19 protein-coding genes are annotated in these 19,536 nt (G+C 68.3%); 15 read left to right on the top strand and 4 right to left on the bottom strand.

Going from position 1 to position 19,536, the window contains the following annotated elements; all coding sequences use genetic code 11:
- From HTS88_RS06470 to tsaD, 6 genes are all read left to right on the top strand, one after another.
- The coding region (locus tag HTS88_RS06470) for a carbohydrate kinase family protein (protein WP_174176571.1) at positions 1-1,007 on the top strand (1,007 nt) is incomplete at its 5' end.
- A gap of 40 nt (positions 1,008-1,047) precedes the next feature.
- Positions 1,048-2,268, top strand: coding sequence for an alanine racemase (gene alr, locus HTS88_RS06465; protein ID WP_174176569.1), 1,221 nt, complete (start codon positions 1,048-1,050; stop codon positions 2,266-2,268).
- A 35-nt stretch (positions 2,269-2,303) separates the two neighbouring features.
- Positions 2,304-2,846: a tRNA (adenosine(37)-N6)-threonylcarbamoyltransferase complex ATPase subunit type 1 TsaE gene (gene tsaE / locus HTS88_RS06460; RefSeq protein WP_174176599.1), complete on the top strand. Its 543-nt coding sequence runs from the start codon at positions 2,304-2,306 to the stop codon at positions 2,844-2,846.
- Positions 2,846-3,517 (top strand): tRNA (adenosine(37)-N6)-threonylcarbamoyltransferase complex dimerization subunit type 1 TsaB, encoded by a 672-nt coding sequence (gene tsaB / locus HTS88_RS06455; protein ID WP_174176567.1) that lies wholly within the window; start codon positions 2,846-2,848, stop codon positions 3,515-3,517. The genes tsaE and tsaB overlap by 1 nt, the downstream gene beginning before the upstream one ends.
- Positions 3,518-3,561: 44 nt before the next feature.
- Positions 3,562-4,068 carry a ribosomal protein S18-alanine N-acetyltransferase gene (gene rimI, locus HTS88_RS06450; RefSeq protein WP_246256048.1) on the top strand — a complete coding sequence of 169 codons (507 nt, stop codon included), beginning with the start codon at positions 3,562-3,564 and terminating at the stop codon, positions 4,066-4,068.
- Positions 4,065-5,168 carry a tRNA (adenosine(37)-N6)-threonylcarbamoyltransferase complex transferase subunit TsaD gene (gene tsaD, locus HTS88_RS06445; RefSeq protein ID WP_174176565.1) on the top strand — a complete coding sequence of 368 codons (1,104 nt, stop codon included), beginning with the start codon at positions 4,065-4,067 and terminating at the stop codon, positions 5,166-5,168. Before rimI ends, tsaD begins: the two co-directional genes overlap by 4 nt.
- Before the next feature lie 111 nt (positions 5,169-5,279).
- On the opposite strand, the gene HTS88_RS06440 is transcribed toward tsaD, so the two are convergent.
- Entirely contained in the window at positions 5,280-6,431 is a 1,152-nt protein-coding gene (locus HTS88_RS06440) for a glutamate--cysteine ligase (RefSeq protein ID WP_104185129.1), read from the bottom strand.
- Positions 6,432-6,808: 377 nt separating this feature from the next.
- Here HTS88_RS06440 and HTS88_RS06435 point away from each other — a divergent pair, with 377 nt between their 5' ends.
- Positions 6,809-8,236 (top strand): glycoside hydrolase family 3 N-terminal domain-containing protein, encoded by a 1,428-nt coding sequence (locus HTS88_RS06435; RefSeq protein WP_174176597.1) that lies wholly within the window; start codon positions 6,809-6,811, stop codon positions 8,234-8,236.
- Between the two features lie 85 nt (positions 8,237-8,321).
- Positions 8,322-9,140: a shikimate 5-dehydrogenase gene (locus HTS88_RS06430; RefSeq protein WP_343044888.1), complete on the top strand. Its 819-nt coding sequence runs from the start codon at positions 8,322-8,324 to the stop codon at positions 9,138-9,140.
- 3 nt (positions 9,141-9,143) lie between these two features.
- Here the strand turns inward: HTS88_RS06430 and HTS88_RS06425 are convergent, their stop codons facing one another.
- Positions 9,144-10,406 (bottom strand): THUMP-like domain-containing protein, encoded by a 1,263-nt coding sequence (locus HTS88_RS06425; RefSeq protein WP_174176563.1) that lies wholly within the window; start codon positions 10,404-10,406, stop codon positions 9,144-9,146.
- A gap of 54 nt (positions 10,407-10,460) precedes the next feature.
- Here HTS88_RS06425 and HTS88_RS06420 point away from each other — a divergent pair, with 54 nt between their 5' ends.
- On the top strand, positions 10,461-10,832 hold the full coding sequence (locus HTS88_RS06420; RefSeq protein ID WP_174176561.1) for a hypothetical protein: 372 nt from the start codon (positions 10,461-10,463) through the stop codon (positions 10,830-10,832).
- Here the strand turns inward: HTS88_RS06420 and HTS88_RS06415 are convergent.
- The gene (locus tag HTS88_RS06415) at positions 10,760-11,692 is read right to left on the bottom strand and encodes an EamA family transporter (protein WP_174176559.1); all 933 of its coding nucleotides are present in this window, start codon (positions 11,690-11,692) and stop codon (positions 10,760-10,762) included. The genes HTS88_RS06420 and HTS88_RS06415 overlap by 73 nt on opposite strands.
- Before the next feature lie 228 nt (positions 11,693-11,920).
- On the opposite strand from HTS88_RS06415, the gene groES reads away from it, so the two are divergent.
- Together groES and groL are read left to right on the top strand one after the other, a co-directional pair.
- On the top strand, positions 11,921-12,214 hold the full coding sequence (gene groES / locus HTS88_RS06410; protein ID WP_003805290.1) for a co-chaperone GroES: 294 nt from the start codon (positions 11,921-11,923) through the stop codon (positions 12,212-12,214).
- 77 nt (positions 12,215-12,291) lie between these two features.
- Positions 12,292-13,902 (top strand): chaperonin GroEL, encoded by a 1,611-nt coding sequence (groL, locus tag HTS88_RS06405; protein WP_174176557.1) that lies wholly within the window; start codon positions 12,292-12,294, stop codon positions 13,900-13,902.
- An 85-nt stretch (positions 13,903-13,987) separates the two neighbouring features.
- Here the strand turns inward: groL and HTS88_RS06400 are convergent, their stop codons facing one another.
- The gene (locus HTS88_RS06400; RefSeq protein WP_174176555.1) at positions 13,988-14,590 is read right to left on the bottom strand and encodes a dihydrofolate reductase family protein; all 603 of its coding nucleotides are present in this window, start codon (positions 14,588-14,590) and stop codon (positions 13,988-13,990) included.
- 80 nt (positions 14,591-14,670) lie between these two features.
- On the opposite strand from HTS88_RS06400, the gene HTS88_RS06395 reads away from it, so the two are divergent.
- From HTS88_RS06395 to HTS88_RS06380, 4 genes are all read left to right on the top strand, one after another.
- On the top strand, positions 14,671-16,191 hold the full coding sequence (locus tag HTS88_RS06395) for an ATP-dependent DNA ligase (RefSeq protein ID WP_174176553.1): 1,521 nt from the start codon (positions 14,671-14,673) through the stop codon (positions 16,189-16,191).
- Between the two features lie 106 nt (positions 16,192-16,297).
- The gene (locus HTS88_RS06390) at positions 16,298-17,941 is read left to right on the top strand and encodes a response regulator transcription factor (RefSeq protein ID WP_174176551.1); all 1,644 of its coding nucleotides are present in this window, start codon (positions 16,298-16,300) and stop codon (positions 17,939-17,941) included.
- A gap of 83 nt (positions 17,942-18,024) precedes the next feature.
- A complete protein-coding gene (locus HTS88_RS06385; RefSeq protein ID WP_246256036.1) occupies positions 18,025-18,405 on the top strand; it encodes a hypothetical protein in 381 nt (126 codons plus the stop codon).
- On the top strand, positions 18,402-19,508 hold the full coding sequence (locus HTS88_RS06380; RefSeq protein ID WP_174176549.1) for a flavin-containing monooxygenase: 1,107 nt from the start codon (positions 18,402-18,404) through the stop codon (positions 19,506-19,508). Before HTS88_RS06385 ends, HTS88_RS06380 begins: the two co-directional genes overlap by 4 nt.
- Positions 19,509-19,536: the final 28 nt, after the last annotated feature.

The following is a 19,536-nucleotide window of genomic DNA, read 5'->3' as shown; positions in this document are numbered from 1 at the left end:
GAACGGTTTTCCAGGACATCATTTTCACAGGGCTTCCGCACGCGCCGGAGCCCGGCACCGAAATCTGGAGCGACGGCATGGGCAGCTGCCCCGGCGGGGTTGCCAACCAGGCCATCGCCGCGGCACGGCTGGGGCTGAAGACAGGACTGGCCGCCGCGTTCGGCGACGACGGTTACGGGGACTTCAACTGGAAGATCCTGTCCGGCCAGGAGCACGTGGACCTCTCGTTGTCGCAGAAAGTGCCTGGCTGGCACTCACCCGTCACCGTCTCCCTCTGCGTGGAGAAGGACCGGTCCATGGTGACCCACGGTCACGCAGCGCCCATCACATCCTCCGAGCTGATCGGGGACCCGCCGCCCGCGCTCGCAGGCATCGCGGAAGTGGGCAGGGAGATCGAGCCGTGGGCGAAGGCAGCGCACCACGCGGGGGTCAAGCTGTTCGGCGATGTCGGCTGGGACCCCAGCGGGGAATGGGCGCCCGCCCGGCTGGACAACCTGCAGTACTTCCATGCCTTCCTCCCTAACCAGCGCGAGGCCATGGCCTTCACGGGGAAGGACGATCCCTGGACTGCCCTGTATGCGCTGGCGGACCGTGTCCCGGTGGCCGTGGTGACGCTCGGCGCGCAGGGGGCCATGGCCGTGGACTCCGAGACGGGGGAGGAGGAATGGGTTCCGTCGCTTCCGGTGAAGGCCTACGACCCCACGGGCGCAGGTGACTGTTTCGACGCCGCGTTCATCGTTGGCAGCCTGGCCGGCTGGCCGCTGGGGGACAGGCTCCGCTTTGCGAACCTCTGCGCCTCGCTGGCGGTCCAGGAGGTGGGCGGATCCCTGGCGGCCCCCGGATGGGGGGACATTGCCGACTGGTGGAAGCGCGCCAACGCACGGCCGGAGCGGCAGATGAGCCAGTGGCTGCGGCGCTTCGGTTTCCTGGCCGACATCATCCTGGACGTGCCGCTCGCCGCGCAGCGCAGGGCCACAGCCACCATCGCCCACCTCTCGGACGCCTGACGATTATTCGGCCGGAAGCGCCAGCACTAGAATCACTAGGGTGACTTACCCCGCAACAACCGGCGAATTCAGTGCTGCCCCGGGACACGGCTCCCGCTATGAACGGTCCGCCGTGATCGACCTGGACGCTATCCGGCACAACGTGCGCCGCCTCGCCGCTGCCGCATCCCCGGCGAAAGTCATGGCCGTGGTCAAAGCTGATGCCTACGGGCACGGCGCCGTTCCCGTGGCCCGGGCAGCCCTGGAGGCAGGAGCGTCCTGGCTGGGGGTGGCCCACATTTCGGAGGCCCTGGCGCTCCGGGCTGCCGGCATTGACGCGCCGCTGCTGGCCTGGCTGCACACCACGGAAAGCAACTTCGGCGCCGCCGTGGCTGCCGGCGTGGACATTGGCTGCTCCGGCTGGGAACTGGACCGCATCGTCGCCGCAGCTCGGGAACAGGAGCGCCCGGCCCGCATCCACCTGAAAGTGGACACCGGACTGGGACGCAACGGCGCGGCCCTGGACAGCTGGGACCAGCTGGTGGGCGAGGCGATGGACTACCAGGACCAGGGCCTGCTGCGCGTGGTGGGCATCTTCTCCCACCTCGCCGTGGCCGATGAGCCGGAGCGTCCCGAGACCGACCAGCAGCTGGCCACGTTCCGCGACGTCCTGGCCGTGGCGGAGGACGCCGGCGTGGACCCTGAAGTCCGCCACCTGGCCAACACCCCCGCCACGCTGTCCCGGCCCGATACCCACTTCGACCTGGTCCGCGTTGGCCTGGGCATCTACGGGCTGTCCCCGTTCGCCGGCCAGAGTTCCGCCGAGCTGGGGCTCCGCCCGGCCATGACGCTGCGGACCCTGGTGTCGCAGTGCAAGGAGGTACCGGACGGGCAGGGCGTCTCCTACGGCCTCCACTACCGCACCCAGGGGGACAGCACGCTGGGCCTGATCCCGGTGGGGTACGCGGACGGGGTGCCGCGGTCCGCCACCGGCGGGCCCGTGCGGGTTGCCGGCCGGACCTACCCGGTGGTGGGCCGGATCGCCATGGACCAGATGGTCATCGACCTTGGTGCCATCGGCGGGGCGGGTGCGGACCTGCTGGGTGCCGAGGCGGAACTGTTCGGGGACGGAGCCGACGGCGGCCCCACCGCCGATGACTGGGCGCGCGCCGCCGGGACCATCAACTACGAGATTGTCACCAGGATCAGCCCCCGGGTGCCGCGGCGCTTCATCAACGAAGAGGACCGGACCTCCGCATCCAGCCAGGAGAAGCTCTCGTGACCGCCAACGGCCAGGCTCCCCTGCCTAACTGGGAAATGAAACTAACGGCGACGACGGCGGAGCAGACCCATGCGCTGGCCCTCCGCCTCGCGGCGGTCCTGCAGGCCGGGGACCTGCTGGTGCTCAGCGGCGAGCTGGGTGCCGGGAAGACCACGTTCACGCAGGGCCTGGGGGAGGGGCTGGGCGTCCGGGAAGGCATTATTTCCCCCACGTTCGTGCTGGTCCGCATCCACCCCAACCTGCCGCACGGGCCGCGGCCCGGCGGCCCGGACCTGGTGCACGTGGACGCCTACCGGCTGGACTCAGCCGCGGAGATTGACGACATCGACCTGGAAAACACCATGGACTCCTCCGTGACGGTGGTGGAGTGGGGCCGGGACCGGGTGGAGCACCTCAGCGAGAGCAGGCTGGAGATCGACCTGCACCGTGCGGTGGGACTTGAAGACGGGCTGCCCTCCGATGGCCTGGACTTCGACACCGGGGACGCAGACGAGCCCCGCACCATCGTGATGCGCGGCTACGGCCCGCGGTGGCCCGAAGCCCCGGAACTTGGTGCGGCCATGGAAGGTGCTCGCTGATGCTGATCCTGGCCATTGACACTTCCGCCGTTGCCAGCGCCGCCCTGGTGTCCTCTGAAACACCGGGTTCCGTGGTGGCCAGCTTCTCCACCGAGGACACCCGGAGCCACGCCGAGGTGCTTGCCCCCGGAATCGAGGAGATGCTCGCAGGCGCCGGCTTGACCGGAAACGACATCGACGCCCTGGTGGTGGGTGTGGGTCCCGGACCGTTCACCGGATTGCGGTCCGGAATCGCCACCGCGCGGACCCTCGCTTTTGTTTGGGGCAAACCCCTGCACGGGCTGGTCAGCCTGGACGCCATGGCCCTGGAAGTGGCGGAATCCGCCGCGGCCGTCCCCGAGTTCCTGGTGGCGACGGACGCGCGCCGCAAAGAGGTCTACTGGGCGCGCTACAGCCTCGCCGACGGCCGGCTTCCGGTCCTGGAGGACGGCCCGCACGTCAGCTTCGCCGCCGACCTCCCGGACCTGCCCGCCTTCGGTGCCGGTGCCGGTCTTTACGCTGATGCACTGAAGGCCCACCCCGACTTTGCGCAGGAACAGCCGGATGCCCTGTACCTGGGAAAGTTCGCGCTGGCAAGGCTCGAGGCGGGCAGTGGCCTCCTCGACTCCACGCCGCTGTACCTCCGGGAGTCCGACGCCCAGGTCCCCGGACCGCGGAAGAGGGCCCTGTGAACCACACACCCGGCCACCCCGGCGCTGGCGTGACCGTCCGCGATATGACGCTGGACGATGTCCCCGCGGTCAGCGCCCTGGAACAGCGGCTCTTTCCCGTGGATGCCTGGCCCCTCCAGATGTTCCTCGACGAACTCTCCCAGCCGGAAACCCGCCGCTACCTTGTGGCGCAGGGCACCGACGGCATCGTGGGCTATGCCGGCCTGATGTGCATCGAGCCCATCGCGGACGTCCAGACCATCGCCGTCGTCCCCGAATATGAGGGCCGGGGCATCGGCACCACGCTGCTCACCGCCCTCATCGACGAGGCCCGGCGAAGGCGGGCTGCGGACGTCCTGCTGGAGGTCCGGGCGGACAACCCGCGGGCGCAGCAGCTGTATGTCCGGTTCGGTTTTGAGCAGATCCACGTCCGCCCCCGGTATTACCGCGACGGGGTTGACGCCCTCATCATGCGCCTCCAGCTGGCCGGCACGCCCGGGAGTGCAAGCGGCCCGAACCCCCACAACGCGAATCCCGAAGCCGCGAATCCCCAGGAAGGACCCCAGCCATGAACCGCACGCAGCCACTGGTGCTGGGCATCGAGTCGTCCTGCGACGAGACCGGCGTGGGAATCGTGCGCGGAACCACGCTGCTGACCAACACCGTGTCATCCTCCATGGACGAGCACGTCCGGTTCGGCGGCGTGATCCCCGAGATCGCCTCCCGCGCGCACCTGGACGCCTTCGTCCCCACGCTGGAGCAGGCATTGTCCGACGCCGGCGTGGCCCTCGATGACGTGGACGCCATCGCGGTCACCTCGGGACCTGGCCTTGCCGGCGCCCTCATGGTGGGCGTCTGCGCCGCCAAGGCCCTGGCCGTGGCCACCGGCAAGCCGCTGTACGCCATCAACCACCTCGTGGCCCACGTGGGCGTGGGGCTGCTGGACGGGGCAGGCGGCGGCCGGCACAACGGCACGGCCCCGCAGCTCCCGGAGAACCTCGGCGCGCTGCTGGTTTCCGGCGGCCACACCGAAATCCTGAGGATCAACAGCATCACCGAGGACGTGCAGCTCCTGGGTTCCACCATCGACGATGCCGCCGGCGAAGCCTACGACAAGGTGGCCCGCATCCTGGGCCTCGGCTACCCGGGCGGGCCGGCCATCGACAAAGTGGCCCGCACCGGCAACCCGAAGTCCATCCGGTTCCCCCGTGGCCTGAGCCAGCCCAAGTTCATGGGGACAGCCGGTGAACCGGGCAGGCACCGGTACGACTGGTCCTTCAGCGGCCTCAAGACCGCGGTGGCCCGGTGCGTGGAACAGTTTGAGGCGCGCGGGGAGGAGATTCCGGTGGCTGACATTGCGGCCGCGTTCCAGGAAGCCGTGGTGGACGTCATTTCCTCGAAGGCCGTGCTGGCCTGCCGGGAACACGGCATGAAGGACGTGCTCCTGGGCGGGGGAGTCGCAGCCAACTCACGGCTCCGCGAGCTGACCGGGCAGCGGTGCGCCTCGGCAGGGATCAGGCTGCACGTGCCGCCGCTGGACCTGTGCACGGACAACGGCGCCATGGTGGCGGCCCTGGGTGCCCAGCTGGTGATGGCCGGGGTGGAACCCAGCGGCATCCGCTTCGCCCCGGATTCCTCGATGCCGGTCACGTCGGTGTCCCTGCCGGCCTGAAGACAGTAGGCCCAGCGAACCGTCGCGGGGCACTTGGGGCGCGCCGCCGTCGCAATTCACGACGGTGGCGGGCGTGTCCGTGCCGATGTGCCCCGTTTCGGGCGGGCAGGGTCAGGCGGTGGGGCCGTTGCGCATCTGCTTGACCAGGTCCAGCACCACGGCCTGGAGGTCGCCGCCGTGTTCGGCTGCCACGCGGCGCTGGCGCTGGTAGCCGGCCCCGCGGCGGATGATCTTCTCGACGTCGGCAAGCTCGTCCGTGCAGCGAAGCTTCGCGGCCACGGGCTCGAGCCGGTTGAGGGTTTCCAGCAGGTGCTCGGTGACCAGCTGCTCCTTGCCCGCGGCGTCGAGGATGATGATGGCGTCCATGCCGTAGCGGGCAGCGCGCCACTTGTTTTCCTGGACATGCCAGGGCGGCATCGTGGGAATGGTCCCGCCGTTGTCCAGGGTGGTGGAGAACTCGTCCACCAGGCACTGGGTGAGGGCTGCGATGGCGCCCACCTCCTCCAGGGTGGCCAGGCCGTCGCAGATCCGCATCTCGATGGTGCCCAGGTTTGGAACCGGCCGGATGTCCCAGCGGATCTCCGAGAGCGTGTCGATCACCCCGGTGGTGAACATGTCCTGCACATAGGACTCGTATTCCTCCCAGGAGTGGAACTGGAAGGGCAGTCCGGCGGTGGGGAGCTGCTGGAACATCAGGGCCCGCTGGGACGCGTAGCCGGTGTCCTCGCCGCCCCAGAACGGGCTGGACGCGGAGAGCGCCTGGAAGTGCGGGAAGTAGTTGACCAGGCCGTCCAGCACGGGCAGCACCTTGTCCCGGCGGTCCAGCCCCACATGGACGTGCACGCCATAGATGACCATCTGCCGGCCCCACCACTGCGTGCGGTCAATGAGTTTTGCGTAACGCGCCTTGTCCGTGACCGGCTGCAGCTGCGGCGGGCTGAACGGGTGGCTTCCGGCGCAGAACAGTTCCACGCCCATGGGGTCCGTGATTTCGCGCACGGCGGCCAGCGAACGGCTGAGGTCTTCCTTGGCTTCGGCCGCGGTCTCGCAGATGCCCGTGACCAGTTCCACCGTGTTCAGCAGGAGTTCCTGCTTGATGTGCGGGTGCTCGTCGTCTTCGTTCAGCTCGGGGTGGCGGGACGCGACGCCGCGGAGTACCTCATTGGCCACGGATGCCAGTTCGCCCGTCCGGCCGTCCACCAGCGCGAGTTCCCATTCAACACCAAGGGTTGACTGCCTTGATGTAGCGAAATCGATCTTCACGCATGTCCTAACTGTCCTGTTTGCCGCTGGCTCACGCCGTCACTGACAGTCTCCTGCCGGCAGGCGAACGGGTGGTTCAAGTCTAGTGCAGGGGTAGCATCGTATTGATGGCCTTGTTCCGACCCCTGCGTGACAGTCTTCACACATCCCTCCCCTTCATCGCGGCAGCCTCCGCCGCAGTAGCCCTGGCGTCCTGCACGGCAGCGCCGGGCCCTGCCCCGTCGTCGTCGGCCCCGTCTGCCCCCTTTGCCGCCCCCACGCCACGTACGACGACGGCGTCCGCCACACCTTCCCCGTCGCCTGATCCGGGTACCCGGCCACTGGGCTGGGGGCCCGAACAGCGCGACCAGGACGTGGCCGCCGCAGCGGTAGCGGCGATGAGCACCGAGGAGAAGGCCGGGCAGGTCCTCCTTCCCTTCTTCAAGGGCAAGGATGTGGAGTCCCACGCAGCGGCCATCGAGCGGCTGCACCTTGCCGGGTCCATCATCATGGGCGACAACGTTCCCCTTGATCCGCAGGGCAGGATGGACGTACAGGGCATGGCTGCCATCAACCAGCGGTTGGCTGCCGCCGCCGGGGGACGGCCGTGGCCCGGGATCATCGCGGTGGACCAGGAAGGCGGCCAGGTTGCGCGGCTGGGCCTGCCCCTGACCGAATGGCCCACACCCATGAGCTACGGTGCCGCCGGCAGCGTGCCACTGGCCCGGGAAGCGGGGCAGGGCCTGGCCGCGGAACTGGTGCCCCTCGGGTTCAACCTGGATTTCGCGCCCGGCACCGATGTCACCATCGGGCCCGGCGATCCCACCATTGGCGCCAGGTCCATGTCCGCTGACCCCGACGCTGCGGGCTCGCTCGGCGTGGCGTTCTCGCAGGGAATGCTCGCTGCGGGGGTGCTGCCGGCAGTGAAGCACTTTCCGGGGCACGGCTCTGTGACGGTCGACTCCCACCACAACCTCCCGGCACAGCCGTCCACCGTGGCGGAGCTCGGCGGCCGCGACTGGAAGCCGTTCCGGGCCGCCATCGACGCCGGAGCTCCGATGGTGATGACCGGGCACATTGCGGTCCCGGCGCTGGAACCCGGCGTCCCGGCGTCGCTCTCCGCCCCTGCCTATGCGGCGCTGCGGGGACTCGGGTTCAAGGGCGTGGCGGTGACGGATGCCCTGAACATGGGCGCCGTGACCAAGCAGTATCCCGGCGGCACCGCCGCGGTGATGGCCCTCGCCGCGGGCGCGGACCTCCTGCTGATGCCCGCCGACGTAGGCCAGGCACACGCGGCGATCGTCCAGGCTGTGGCCTCCGGCGCCCTGCCCCCGGAGCGGCTGGACGAGGCAGCCCGCCGGGTGGCCACCATGATGGCCTGGCACGGCAGGACAGCCGCGGCGGCCGGCGCCCCGGCAGGCAGCGGCGGAGCCCTGTCAGCCCACGTTTCCGCGTCAGCGGTCACCATGCTCTCCGGACCCTGCACCGGCCCGCTGGTTCCCGGCGCGGTACAGGTGGACGGCGGCTCGCCGGCGGACAGGGCACGCTTCGAGGCGGCCGCGGCCAGGGCCGGCCTGGCCCTGGGCTCCGGACCCCTGGTCAGCCTCATCGGCTACGGCGGCCGGGGTGCGGGAGGAGACATTGCCGTGGCACTGGATGCCCCCTGGCCGCTGCGGGACTCGACGGCGCCGGTGAAGGTGGCCCTTTACGGGCGGAGCGACGGCGCCTTCGATGCCCTCGCCGCTGTCCTGGCAGGGAAAGCGGGCGCACCGGGGAAGCTGCCGGCCGCCGTCGGAAATTTCCCGGCGGGAACCGGCTGCCCCTGACCCAACTAGGTAGCAGCAGATGTCGGTTTGGACCCCGATACCGACATCTGCTGCTACCTGGTTGGGAATCCCGTTTAATGGTCGGGTGCCCATTCTCAATAAAGACATGACCCTCTGCATCTCACTCTCGGCGCGGCCCAGCAACAACGGGACCCGTTTTCACAACCACCTGTACGAGCAGCTGAACCTCAACTGGATCTACAAGGCGTTCGCCCCCACGAACCTGGAACAGGCCATTGCGGGCGTCCGCGGCCTGGGCATCCGCGGCTGCGCCATCTCCATGCCGTACAAGGAGGACGTGATTGCGCTGGTGGACGAGATGGACCCCTCGGCCAAGGCCATCGACTCCGTCAACACCATTGTGAACACGGACGGGCGCTTGAAGGCGTACAACACCGACTACACCGCGATCGAGCAGCTCCTGGCCACCAATAAGGTGCCCACCAGCTATTCGGTCCTGGTCCAGGGAGCGGGCGGCATGGCCAAGGCCACCGTTGCCGCGCTCCGCGACGCCGGCTTCGCGGATGTCACGGTCATCGCCCGGAACGAGGTTGCCGGGCGTGCGCTCGCGGACCAGTACGGCTTCAGGTGGCAGGAAGCGCTCGACGGCGGGACGGCGGACTTGATCATTAACGTGACCCCTATCGGTATGGCAGGAGGGGCGGAAGCAGACGCGCTCTCCTTCCCGCAGGAGGCCATCGACGCCGCCCAGGTGGTTTTCGACGTCGTGGCGCTGCCGGCCGAAACCCCGCTGATCAAGGCCGCGCGGGCCGCGGGAAAGCCGGTCATCACCGGGGCGGAGGTTGCCACCATCCAGGCCCTGGAACAGTTTGTGCTTTACACCGGCGTGCGGCCCACCGCTGGGCAGGTGCGTGCCGCCGAGGAGTTCATGCGGGCCCAGTAGCGGTTATTCGCGGGCAGTGCCCTGCGCTGGCTCCACCACGATGGCCACCCGGTCCTCCCCGATGCGGGTCAGGACCAGGGTGGCTGTTTTGGTTCCGGCTTTCTTGCCGGAGTTCTTTGCGGCTGCGCTCTTTCCCCCGGGGAGCAGCTGCCTGCGGAGTTCCTCGGGCGTGACGGCGGTGCCGCGCTTCTTGATGTCCAGCACGCCGATGCCGTTCTCCTTCACCCAGGCCTTGAGCGCCTTGACGTTGTAGGGCATGACCTCCAGGACCTTGTAGGCGCGCGCAAACGGTGTATCCACCAGTTCCGGTGCGCACACATAGGCGATGTGCTCATCCACCAGGTGTCCGCCCAGCTGCAGCGCGATGTCCGCCACCAGCCCCGCGCGGATCACCGCGCCGTCGGGTTCGTAGAGGTAGCCCTCCACCGGGCCCACCGGAGCGGCAGGACCTGCGCCGAAGTCTTCTCCGCTGGTCAGCTCAGCCGCACCCTGGGCGCCAAGCACCAGTGCGGCCCGGCGGACTCCCGGCCGGCGCACTGCGTTGAACCACAGGGCCACCTCCGTCACATCCCCGGCCACGGAGACCCACTGCGCTTCGCAGTTGGCCGGAACGGAATCGTGCGGCATGCCCGGACCCATCTTGACCCCCACGGCCAGGCCGGAGGCCGCCAGGTTCTCAACGAAGGACAGTGGCGGCGAAAAAGCCTCCGGATCCCAGATCCGCTTGGTGCCCGATGTGGAAGTGACACGGCGCGCCGGATCCAGCCAGACGCCGTCGATCCCGTCCAGCGGCACTGCCGTGGCGTCCGCATGGACCACGGTGGCGTTGGGGAACGGGATCAGGTTGACGGTGGCGCAGGCTGCCGTGGTCTCATCCATCTCCACGGCGGTGACGTTGATGTCCATGGAAGCCAGCGCCAGGGAATCCGCGGCCAGCCCGCAGCCCAGGTCTGCAACGTGGCGGATCCCGGCCTCCGCGAACCGCTGGGCGTGGCGTGCGGCAACGTTGAGCCGGGTTGCCTGTTCCAGGCCGGCCTGGGTGAACAGCATGCTCCGGGCAAACTCGCCAAACTTCGCGGCCGCCCTGGTGCGGAGCCTGGACTGGGTCAGGACGGCGGAGACCAGTTCGGGGGAGTGGCCGGCCTTGCGGAGGGCCGAGTTCAGCTCGAAGGACTTCTCCTCCTGGTAAGGGCCCAGGGACGCCAAAAGCTCCCAGCCTTCCGGGGTGAGCAGTGGTGCAATCTGGTCCTGGGGAGCTTGAGCCATGGGTTCCAGCCTAGTGGAGGAGCAGCATGCCGGCGGGCCGATAGTGTTGAAGCCATGAAAGACAGTGCAGGTTCCCCGCAGTCCCGCCAGCACCACCCCGGGGGCCTGGCGCGGTTCGCCCGCCCGGCACTGATCGCCAGCGCCGTGGTTGCCGTGGTGTGCATCGCGCTGCTGGTCATCATCTTCTTCCTGGATGCCTTCAACGCCACCGTCTATTCGGTAGGTGGCAACAGCATCCAGGATGACACCCAGGAGGCCCAGGACATCCGCGGGCTGTACGCCGGAGCCCGCGCGGGCAGCATCTTCATCCTGGTTGTATCGCTCATGACGGCCGCGGCTGCCGCGGTGCTGCTTTACCGCGGGCGGAACTCGGCCGAAGAGGGCGACGGCGGGGAGGACATCGATTTCGAGGACCTGGGCCGCTGAGGTGCTGTGCCGCCGGTGCTGGTGAGCAGGACCCCTGAGATAACCAGGATGCCGCCAAAGACCTGGGGGACCGTGACGGGCTGGCCCAAGACAACCGTGATGATGGCGGTAAACACGGCGATGAGGTTGAGGTAGTTCCCGGCATTCGCGGCGGTGGTGCGTTTGAGCGCCAGGTTCCACAGCAGGTAGGAACCCAGCGACGGGAAGAGGACGATGTAGGCCAGCGACCAGCCCTCGGAGGCTGTAGCCGGCAGCCCGGCCCCTGTGCCCACCGCAAAGGGAACCAGGACGACAGCCGCCATGGCCACCTGCACCGCGGTGGACGTGATCGCCGGGACGGAGAGCCTGCGGGCTGTGATCGTGTAGAAGCCCCACACGGTGATGGCCGCGACGATCAGCAGCTCGCCGGCATTGATCGAGAAGGTCAGCAGCCGCTGCAGATCGCCTCCGGTGAGCACCAGCAGCACTCCGCAGAGGCCCAGCGCGATCCCTGCCCAGCCCAGCGGGCGCGGCCTGTCCCGGAGGAGGAGCACTGCCAGGACCATGATCAGGGCAGGGTTCGCAGCAGTCACCAGGGAAGCGTTCAGGGCCGAGGTGTGCCCCAGCGCGCTGTACAGCAGCAGGGTGTAGGCGCTCATGCCCAGGCAGCTCAGGAGCAGGAGCACCGGCCAGTGGCGCAGGACGGCGCGCCAGTCCGGTTTTTCCACCAGCTGCGCCAGGACCAGCAGCGGCACAGCGGCCAGGGCCCAGCGCCAGAATGTCAGCTGGAGCGGCTGCATGGTCTGCATGGCAGTCTGGCCCACAACAAAGTTGCCCGCCCAGAAGAGGGTGGCAAGAGTCAGGTAAACAGCGGCTCGCACCCGGCAAATCTACACGTCCCCGTGTTCCGCCCATGACGAAACTCTGGCACTCGCCTTGACCGAGTGCTAACCCTTGCATACAGTCTGTATTAGCACTCTCCCTAGGAGGGTGCTAATACATGAAGAGCTGCCAGCCAGGCTGCTGCCGGCACCCGCGACGACGGTTTGCCAGCCACGGTGGGAAGCTTTCCAGTCCACGAATTTGCTGACGAAGAAGGAGAGGTCCGAGTGTCGGTCTCTATTAAGCCTCTTGAGGATCGTATTGTTGTCCGCCCGCTCGAAGCCGAGCAGACCACGGCTTCCGGCCTGGTGATCCCGGACTCCGCGCAGGAGAAGCCGCAGGAAGGCGAAGTTGTTGCAGTAGGCCCCGGCCGCTTCGAAGACGGCAACCGCGTTCCCGTCGACGTAGCCGTTGGCGACGTCGTCATCTACTCCAAGTACGGCGGAACCGAAGTCAAGACCGGCGGCACCGAGTACCTCGTGCTCTCCGCCCGCGACGTCCTGGCGATCGTCGTAAAGTAACTCTCCGGATCCCCGTGCCGCTGGTCATGCGTTCTGCTGGTCAGCTGTGCGGGGTTCTGTCTTGAAAGGACAAAACCATGGCAAAGCAGCTTGCGTTTAACGACGCTGCCCGCCGGTCTCTTGAAGCCGGCATCGATAAGCTCGCCAACACCGTCAAGGTGACGCTCGGCCCCCGCGGCCGCAACGTCGTCCTGGACAAGAAGTGGGGCGCTCCCACCATCACGAACGACGGCGTCACCATCGCCCGCGAAGTGGAACTGGACGACCCCTACGAGAACCTTGGCGCGCAGCTGGCCAAGGAAGTGGCCACCAAGACCAACGATGTTGCCGGTGACGGCACCACCACGGCAACCGTCCTGGCACAGGCCCTGGTCAAGGAAGGCCTGCGCAACGTAGCGGCAGGAGCCGCACCCGGCCAGATCAAGCGCGGCATCGAGGTTTCCGTTGAAGCCGTCGCCGCCCGCCTGCTCGAGAACGCCCGCCCCGTTGAAGGCACCCAGGTGGCCAACGTTGCAGCGATCTCCGCCCAGAGCGACGAGGTTGGCGAACTCCTGGCCGAGGCCTTCGGCAAGGTTGGCAAGGATGGTGTGATCACCATCGAGGAATCCTCCACCACGCAGACCGAACTGGTCCTGACCGAGGGCATGCAGTTCGACAAGGGCTACCTGTCCCCGTACTTCGTCACCGACGCGGAACGCCAGGAAGCAGTCCTTGAGGACGCCCTTATCCTGATCAACCAGGGCAAGATCTCCAGCATCCAGGACTTCCTGCCGCTGCTGGAGAAGGCGCTGCAGAGCTCCAAGCCGCTCTTCATCATCGCCGAAGACGTTGACGGCGAGGCCCTGTCCACGCTGATCGTCAACCGCATCCGCGGCACCCTGAACGTTGTTGCCGTCAAGGCTCCGGGCTTCGGCGACCGCCGCAAGGCCATGCTGCAGGACATCGCCACCCTCACCGGTGCACAGGTTGTTTCCCCGGAACTGGGCCTGAGCCTGGACACCGTTGGCCTTGAGGTGCTGGGTACCGCCCGCCGCATCACGGTCACCAAGGACAACACCACCATCGTTGACGGCGCCGGTTCGGCCGAAGACGTGGCAGCACGCGTAGCCCAGCTCCGCGCCGAGCTGACCCGCACCGACTCCGACTGGGACCGTGAAAAGCTCCAGGAGCGCCTGGCCAAGCTGGCCGGCGGCATCGGTGTCATCAAGGTTGGCGCCGCCACCGAGGTTGAGCTGAAGGAAAAGAAGCACCGCATCGAGGACGCTGTGTCCTCCACCCGCGCTGCCCTTGAAGAGGGCATCGTTGCCGGCGGCGGTTCCGCCCTGATCCACGCCCTGAGGGCACTGGATGAGGACCCCGCCGTCAAGGCACTCGAAGGCGACGCCGCCGCTGCCGTGGGCATCGTCCGCCGCGCACTGGTGCAGCCGCTGCGCTGGATCGCCCAGAACGCGGGCTTCGACGGCTACGTTGTGACCTCCAAGGTCGCCGACCTGGAAACCAACAGCGGTTTCAACGCCAAGTCGGGCGAGTATGAGGACCTGATCGCTGCCGGTGTCATCGACCCCGTCAAGGTCACCCGTGCGGCCCTCCGCAACGCGGCCTCCATCGCTGCCCTGGTTCTCACCACCGAGACCCTGGTGGTGGAGAAGCCGGCCGAAGAGGACGAGCACGCAGGCCACAGCCACTAGCGTCCGCTCTTCGGCGACGCGCCCAGAGCCGTCGCACAAAAAACCGGTCCAGCTTCGGCTGGGCCGGTTTTTTGTGCCTTGGAGACTACGCTCCCGGCATGTCCTGCGTCCGGACCCCGCCGGCGCGCTCGTAGACCAGGGACACCGAGCCCTTTGGAAAGGTGCGGGCCGGCTCGGCGAGGCGGAACGTGGCGGGAACGGTCCCGGCGTCGAAAAGCCGCTTGCCCTGCCCGAGCGTGACCGGATAGAGCCACAGGTGGAGGCGGTCCAGGACGTCTGCCTGAAGGAGTGACCGGATGAGGACGCCGCTGCCGAACATGTGCACCTGGTTGTACTCGTCGCGGAGCCGGCCCGCGGCGGCGGCGTCCGGGAGGACCGTCGTTCCCTCCCACGTCGGATCAGTCAGGGTGCTGGAGACGACGAACTTGGGCACCCGGTTGAGCGTGCCGCCAATGTCATCGGACTGGTTCGGCCAGTAGGCCGCGAAGATGTCGTAGGTCTTCCGGCCGAGAAGCAGGGCATCGATGTGGCCGATCCCTGCCTCGATGGCTGCCTCGGCTTCGGCATCGGACACCGGTAACTGCCAGCCGCCCAAGGTAAAACCGCCTTCGGTGTCCTCCTCGCGGCCGCCGGGCCCCTGGTAGACGCCGTCGAGGGTCAGGAACAGGTTCGCGACGATGATTCCCACCCGTCCAGTCTGGGACAGCGCTCCCACGCTGTCCAGCACTCCGGCGCTGCCCGGGCAGGCGGGCGTGGCAGACTGATGCCATGCTGCTCGACGAGCTTGTGAAAACTACGGACAAGGTCGCATCCACACGCTCCCGGCTCGCGAAGGTGGAAGCCCTGGCGGACCTGTTGCGCCGGCTGGAGCCCGGGGAGGTCGCCACCGCCGTCGGCCTGCTCACCGCCAAGCCGCGCCAGGGCCGGGTGGGGGTGGGCTGGCGCGGCATGTCCGCGGCCATGGGGGAGCCCGCCGCGGACCCCCGCCTTAGCGTGGCCGACCTCGACGCGGCTTTGGACCGGCTCCTTGCCACCGGCGGCGCCGGGTCTGCGGCGGAGCGCGCCGCGACCCTCCGGACGCTCACGGCTGCAGCCACCGAACGCGAGCAGGCCTTCATCGCCGGCGTCATGCTCGGGGAACTGCGCACCGGTGCGCTTGAGGGGATTCTGACGGATGCCGTCGCCCGGGCCTCGGACCGGACTGTCGACTCCGTACGCCGCGCAGCGATGCTCTCCGGCGACCTCGGCGAAACCGCCCTGCTGGCCCTCACGGGCACGGCAGCCCAGCTCGACGCCGTCGGCCTCGTCGTGGGCCGGCCGGTCCAGCCGATGCTTGCCTCCACCGCGGCCAGCGCCGGCGCCGCGCTTGAGACGACGGGCGAGGCATCCGTGGAATACAAGCTCGACGGCGCCCGCATCCAGGTGCACCGCTCTGGCGACGACGTGGGCATCTACACACGCACCCTGGCCGACGTGACCCACCGGCTGCCCGAGGTGGTCGAGGTGGTGCGCGCGCTGCCGGTGCGCGACGTGATCCTGGACGGCGAGACCCTTGCCCTCGACGAGGACGGCGGCCCCCGGCCGTTCCAGGAGACCATGTCCCGGTTCGGGGCGGACGCGGCACGGACCTCGGTGCTGCATCCCTGGTTCTTCGACGTGCTCCACATCGACGGGCGCGACCTCCTCGACGAACCGCTGTCCACACGCATCGGCGTGCTGGAGCGCATCGCCCCGGAGCACCGGATCCCGGGGGAGATCACTGCGGACCCGGGTGTTGCCGAAAGGGTCTCACACGATGCGCTCGCCGCAGGCCACGAGGGCGTCGTGGTGAAAGCGGTGGGATCGGCCTACGCCGCCGGCAGGCGCGGTTCCAACTGGATCAAGGTCAAGCCGGTGCTTACCTACGATCTCGTGGTCCTTGCCTGCGAGTGGGGGTCGGGCCGCCGCACAGGGCTGCTTTCCAACCTGCATCTCGGCGCCCTCGACCCGTCCGGCGAGTTCGGTAAACCCGGCGGCTATGTCATGGTGGGCAAAACCTTCAAGGGCCTCACCGATGCGCTGCTGCGCTGGCAGACGGAGAGGTTCCAGGAACTTGAGGTCCGGCGTACGGCCGGCACGGTCTGGATGGAGCCCGTCACCGTGGTGGAGATCGCCATCGACGGTGTGCAGCAGTCCACGCGCTATCCCGGCGGAATTGCGCTCCGGTTCGCCCGCGTCAAGCGGTACCGCGAGGACAAGACGGCCGCGGAAGCGGACACTATACAGACGCTGCGCGGGCTGCTTCGCTAGCAGTTGTGCCGGTTCGGCTGCGGGCGTACCGTGACGCTTAAGTACCTCAGCGTCCAGCGCGCGGCCTTATCAGGACGCCTGGACGGGGGTGTCCGAGGAGGCCGGAGTGTCAACTGAAACGGGCATTGACGAAGGGCGGGCCGCGTTCCGGGAACATCGCTGGATTGACGCGTCCAGGAGTTACGCCGACGCGGACAGGCGCGGCGGACTCCCCGCGGCCGACCTTGAGCGGCTGGCAACGGCCGAAATCCTGACCGGCAACACCGCTGCAGGACTGGAAACCCTCACCCGCGCGCACGAGGAATACCTGATGGTGGGCGACATCACGGGCGCGATGCGGTGCGCGGTGTGGCTGGGCATGCACCTGCTGAACCTTGGCGAAACCGCCCGCAGCGCGGGCTGGTTTGCCCGGGGTAGGACGTTGGTGGATGAGCTTGATGAACCGGGTCCGGTGGCGGGTCTGCTGCTGTTTCCCGCCGCGCTGGGCAAACTCTACGGCGGTGACGCCGCAGGTGCGCTGCAGCTGTTCACCGAAGCGGGCTCCGTCGCGCGGAAGTTCCAGGACAGGGACCTGGCGGCGCTGGCCCTTCTGGGAACCGGACAGGCAACGCTGATGCTGGGACGCGCGGAAGAGGGCCTGGGGATGTTCGATGAAGCCATGGTGGCCGTCACCGCGGGGGAGCTGTCCCCGGTCCCTTCGGGAATCATCTATTGTGCGGTGATCGGCAATTGCCATCTGGCCTTTGACCTGGAGAGGGCGCTTCAGTGGACGGTGGCGCTGGACCGCTGGTGCAGGGACCGGCCCGATATGGTGGCGTTCAGCGGCCAGTGCCAGTCCCACCGGGCCGAGCTCTTCCGGCTGCACGGGGCCTGGGCAGAAGCGCTCACGGCAGCTGCCGCGGCCCAGGGACTTGCCGCACGGGGTGATCCCCAGGCACTTTTTGGTGGCTTCTACCAGCAGGGCGAAGTGGAGCGCCTCGCCGGGAAACTGGACGCTGCGGAGGAATGCTACCGGCAGGCTGCCCGGAGCGGGTGGGAACCGCAGCCAGGCCTGGCACTCCTCCTGCTGGCCCGAGGAGAGGCGCGGCAGGCGCAGTCGATGATCCGCAGGGCGGCGGAAGTTGCGGATGCGGCTACCCGCTGCCATTTGCTGCCGGCGCTGGTCGAAATCGAACTGGCCGCGGGTGATCCCGGGGCCGCGAGGCGGGGTGCTGACGAATTGGAAACCATTGCCGGGGAGTACCCCAAACCCATGCTCCAAGCCGTCGCCGGCCAGGCTGACGGGGCGGTCCGGCTGGCCGACGGTGATGCCGCCGGAGCCTCGCAGTCCCTGCGGCAGGCGTGGAGGCTGTGGCAGAAGCTGGGAGTTCCGTACGAGGCAGCCCGCTGCCGGGCGCTGATCGGGAGTGCGTGCCGGGACCTCGGAGATGAGGCTTCGGCGCTGATGGACTTCGAAGCGGCCCACGCGGGATTCCTGGAACTGGGGGCAGCACCCGCCGCCGCCTGGGCGGCCTCCCTGATGCGGGCTGGCGCCGGCGAAGGGGCGGGCACCGCCGGACCGTTGACCCCGAGGGAAAATGAAGTGCTCCGGCTGGTGGCGTCAGGAAGAGGAAACCGCGCCATAGCCGCGGAACTCTACCTCAGTGAAAAGACCGTGGCCCGCCACATCAGCAATATCTTCCTCAAGCTGGGCCTGTCCTCCAGGGCGGCCGCCACCAGCTACGCCTATGAGCACGGCCTGGCCGGATAGGCCGAAATACCCACGACCCGTCCGCAACCGGTTACATAATTTGGCCGACGCGAAGGGGAAGGCTGCACCCGTAGCCTCACACCATGAACCTTCCAGTGCTCGCCGGAACCGTGTCGACAGTGCTCTTCGCCGCCGGTATGTTCCCGATGCTTGTGAAGGCTGCACGCACCAAGGACCTTGCGTCGTACAGCCTGGGCAACCTGGTGCTGAGCAACCTGGCCAATGCGGTGCACTCGATCTACGTTTTCAATCTTCCTGCCGGTCCCATCTGGGTCCTCCACCTGGCCTACGTCCTGGCATCCGCCCTGATGCTGGCAGGGTGGCTGCGCTACAGGGAAACGGGACACGAACCCGCAGCCAGCACCGCACCGGCGAGAACCACAGCAGAAGGTGCGTCAGCCGGCAGCCCGGCGGGCGGGGTCAGCCTGAAGAATCCACTTGCTATAAAAGGAGCGCGGCCATGAACAACAACAATCCGGCCGGCATGCTGGACACCGTCATCATCGGCGGCGGGCAGGCCGGACTAGCCCTGGGCTATTTCATGAAGGGCCAGAAACGGAAGTTCCTGATTCTCGACGCCAGCCAAAGGTCCGGCGATTCCTGGCGGCAGCGGTGGGATTCCCTCCGGGTGTTCACTCCCGCCAAGTACGACGGACTGCCCGGCGCACCGTTCCCGGCCGACCGGCTGTCCTTCCCCACCAAGGATGAGGTAGCGGACTATCTCGAAGGGTATGCCGCGGAATTTGACCTTCCGGTGATCCACGGCATCCGCGTGGAGCGCCTTTGGCGGGAGGGGGACCACTACGCGGCCACCGCCGGGGGCCGCCGGTGGGAAGCGCGCAACGTGGTGGTGGCCACAGGCTCCACACAGACACCCGAGGTGCCCGGCTTTGCAGCTGAACTGGCCCCTTCCATCAAGCAAGTGCATTCCAGCCAGTACCGGAACCCGCAGCAGCTCCGGGAAGGTCCGGTCCTGGTTGTGGGGCTGGGGAACTCGGGGGCGGAGATCGGCCTCGAAGTTTCCAGGACCCGGCCGGCGCTGGTGGCCGGCAAGCCCACGGGCGAGATCCCGGTGAAGCACGGCAAAGCTGCGGCGCGGTACGCGTTCCCGGTGGTGCGCTTCCTTGGGCTGCACGTGTTGACGCTTGGTTCACCGATTGGCCGCAAAGTGGCGCCGGCGATGAAAGCGCACGCCGAACCGCTGATCAGGACGAAGACGAGGGACCTTGCGGCCGCCGGCGTGCACGTCGTGCCGAGGGTCACCGGGGTGGCCGACGGGATGCCTGTGCTGGCGGACGGAACGCGCCTTGAAGTCGCCAATGTGGTCTGGTGCACCGGATTCCGTGAGGACTTCAGCTGGATCGATCCGGCGTTGCTCGACGGCGGCGCAATGCCCCGGCAATGGCGCGGTGTGGCTCTGGATTCGCCAGGGCTGTTCTTCCTGGGGCAGCGATTCCTGTACGCGGAGGTATCGGACACCCTTCCGGGCCTCGGCCGCGACGCACGGTACCTGGCGGCCAGGATTCCGGCCCCCGCCGCTCACGGATCCGGGGTGGCTGCCGCCTGAGCCGCGCCGGCTTCGCCGCCCGTGCCGG

The sequence above is a fragment of the Pseudarthrobacter oxydans genome, assembly GCF_013314975.1.
In the GTDB taxonomy this organism is placed as follows: domain Bacteria; phylum Actinomycetota; class Actinomycetes; order Actinomycetales; family Micrococcaceae; genus Arthrobacter; species Arthrobacter oxydans.
This window is presented reverse-complemented; position numbering and strand designations above follow the sequence as displayed.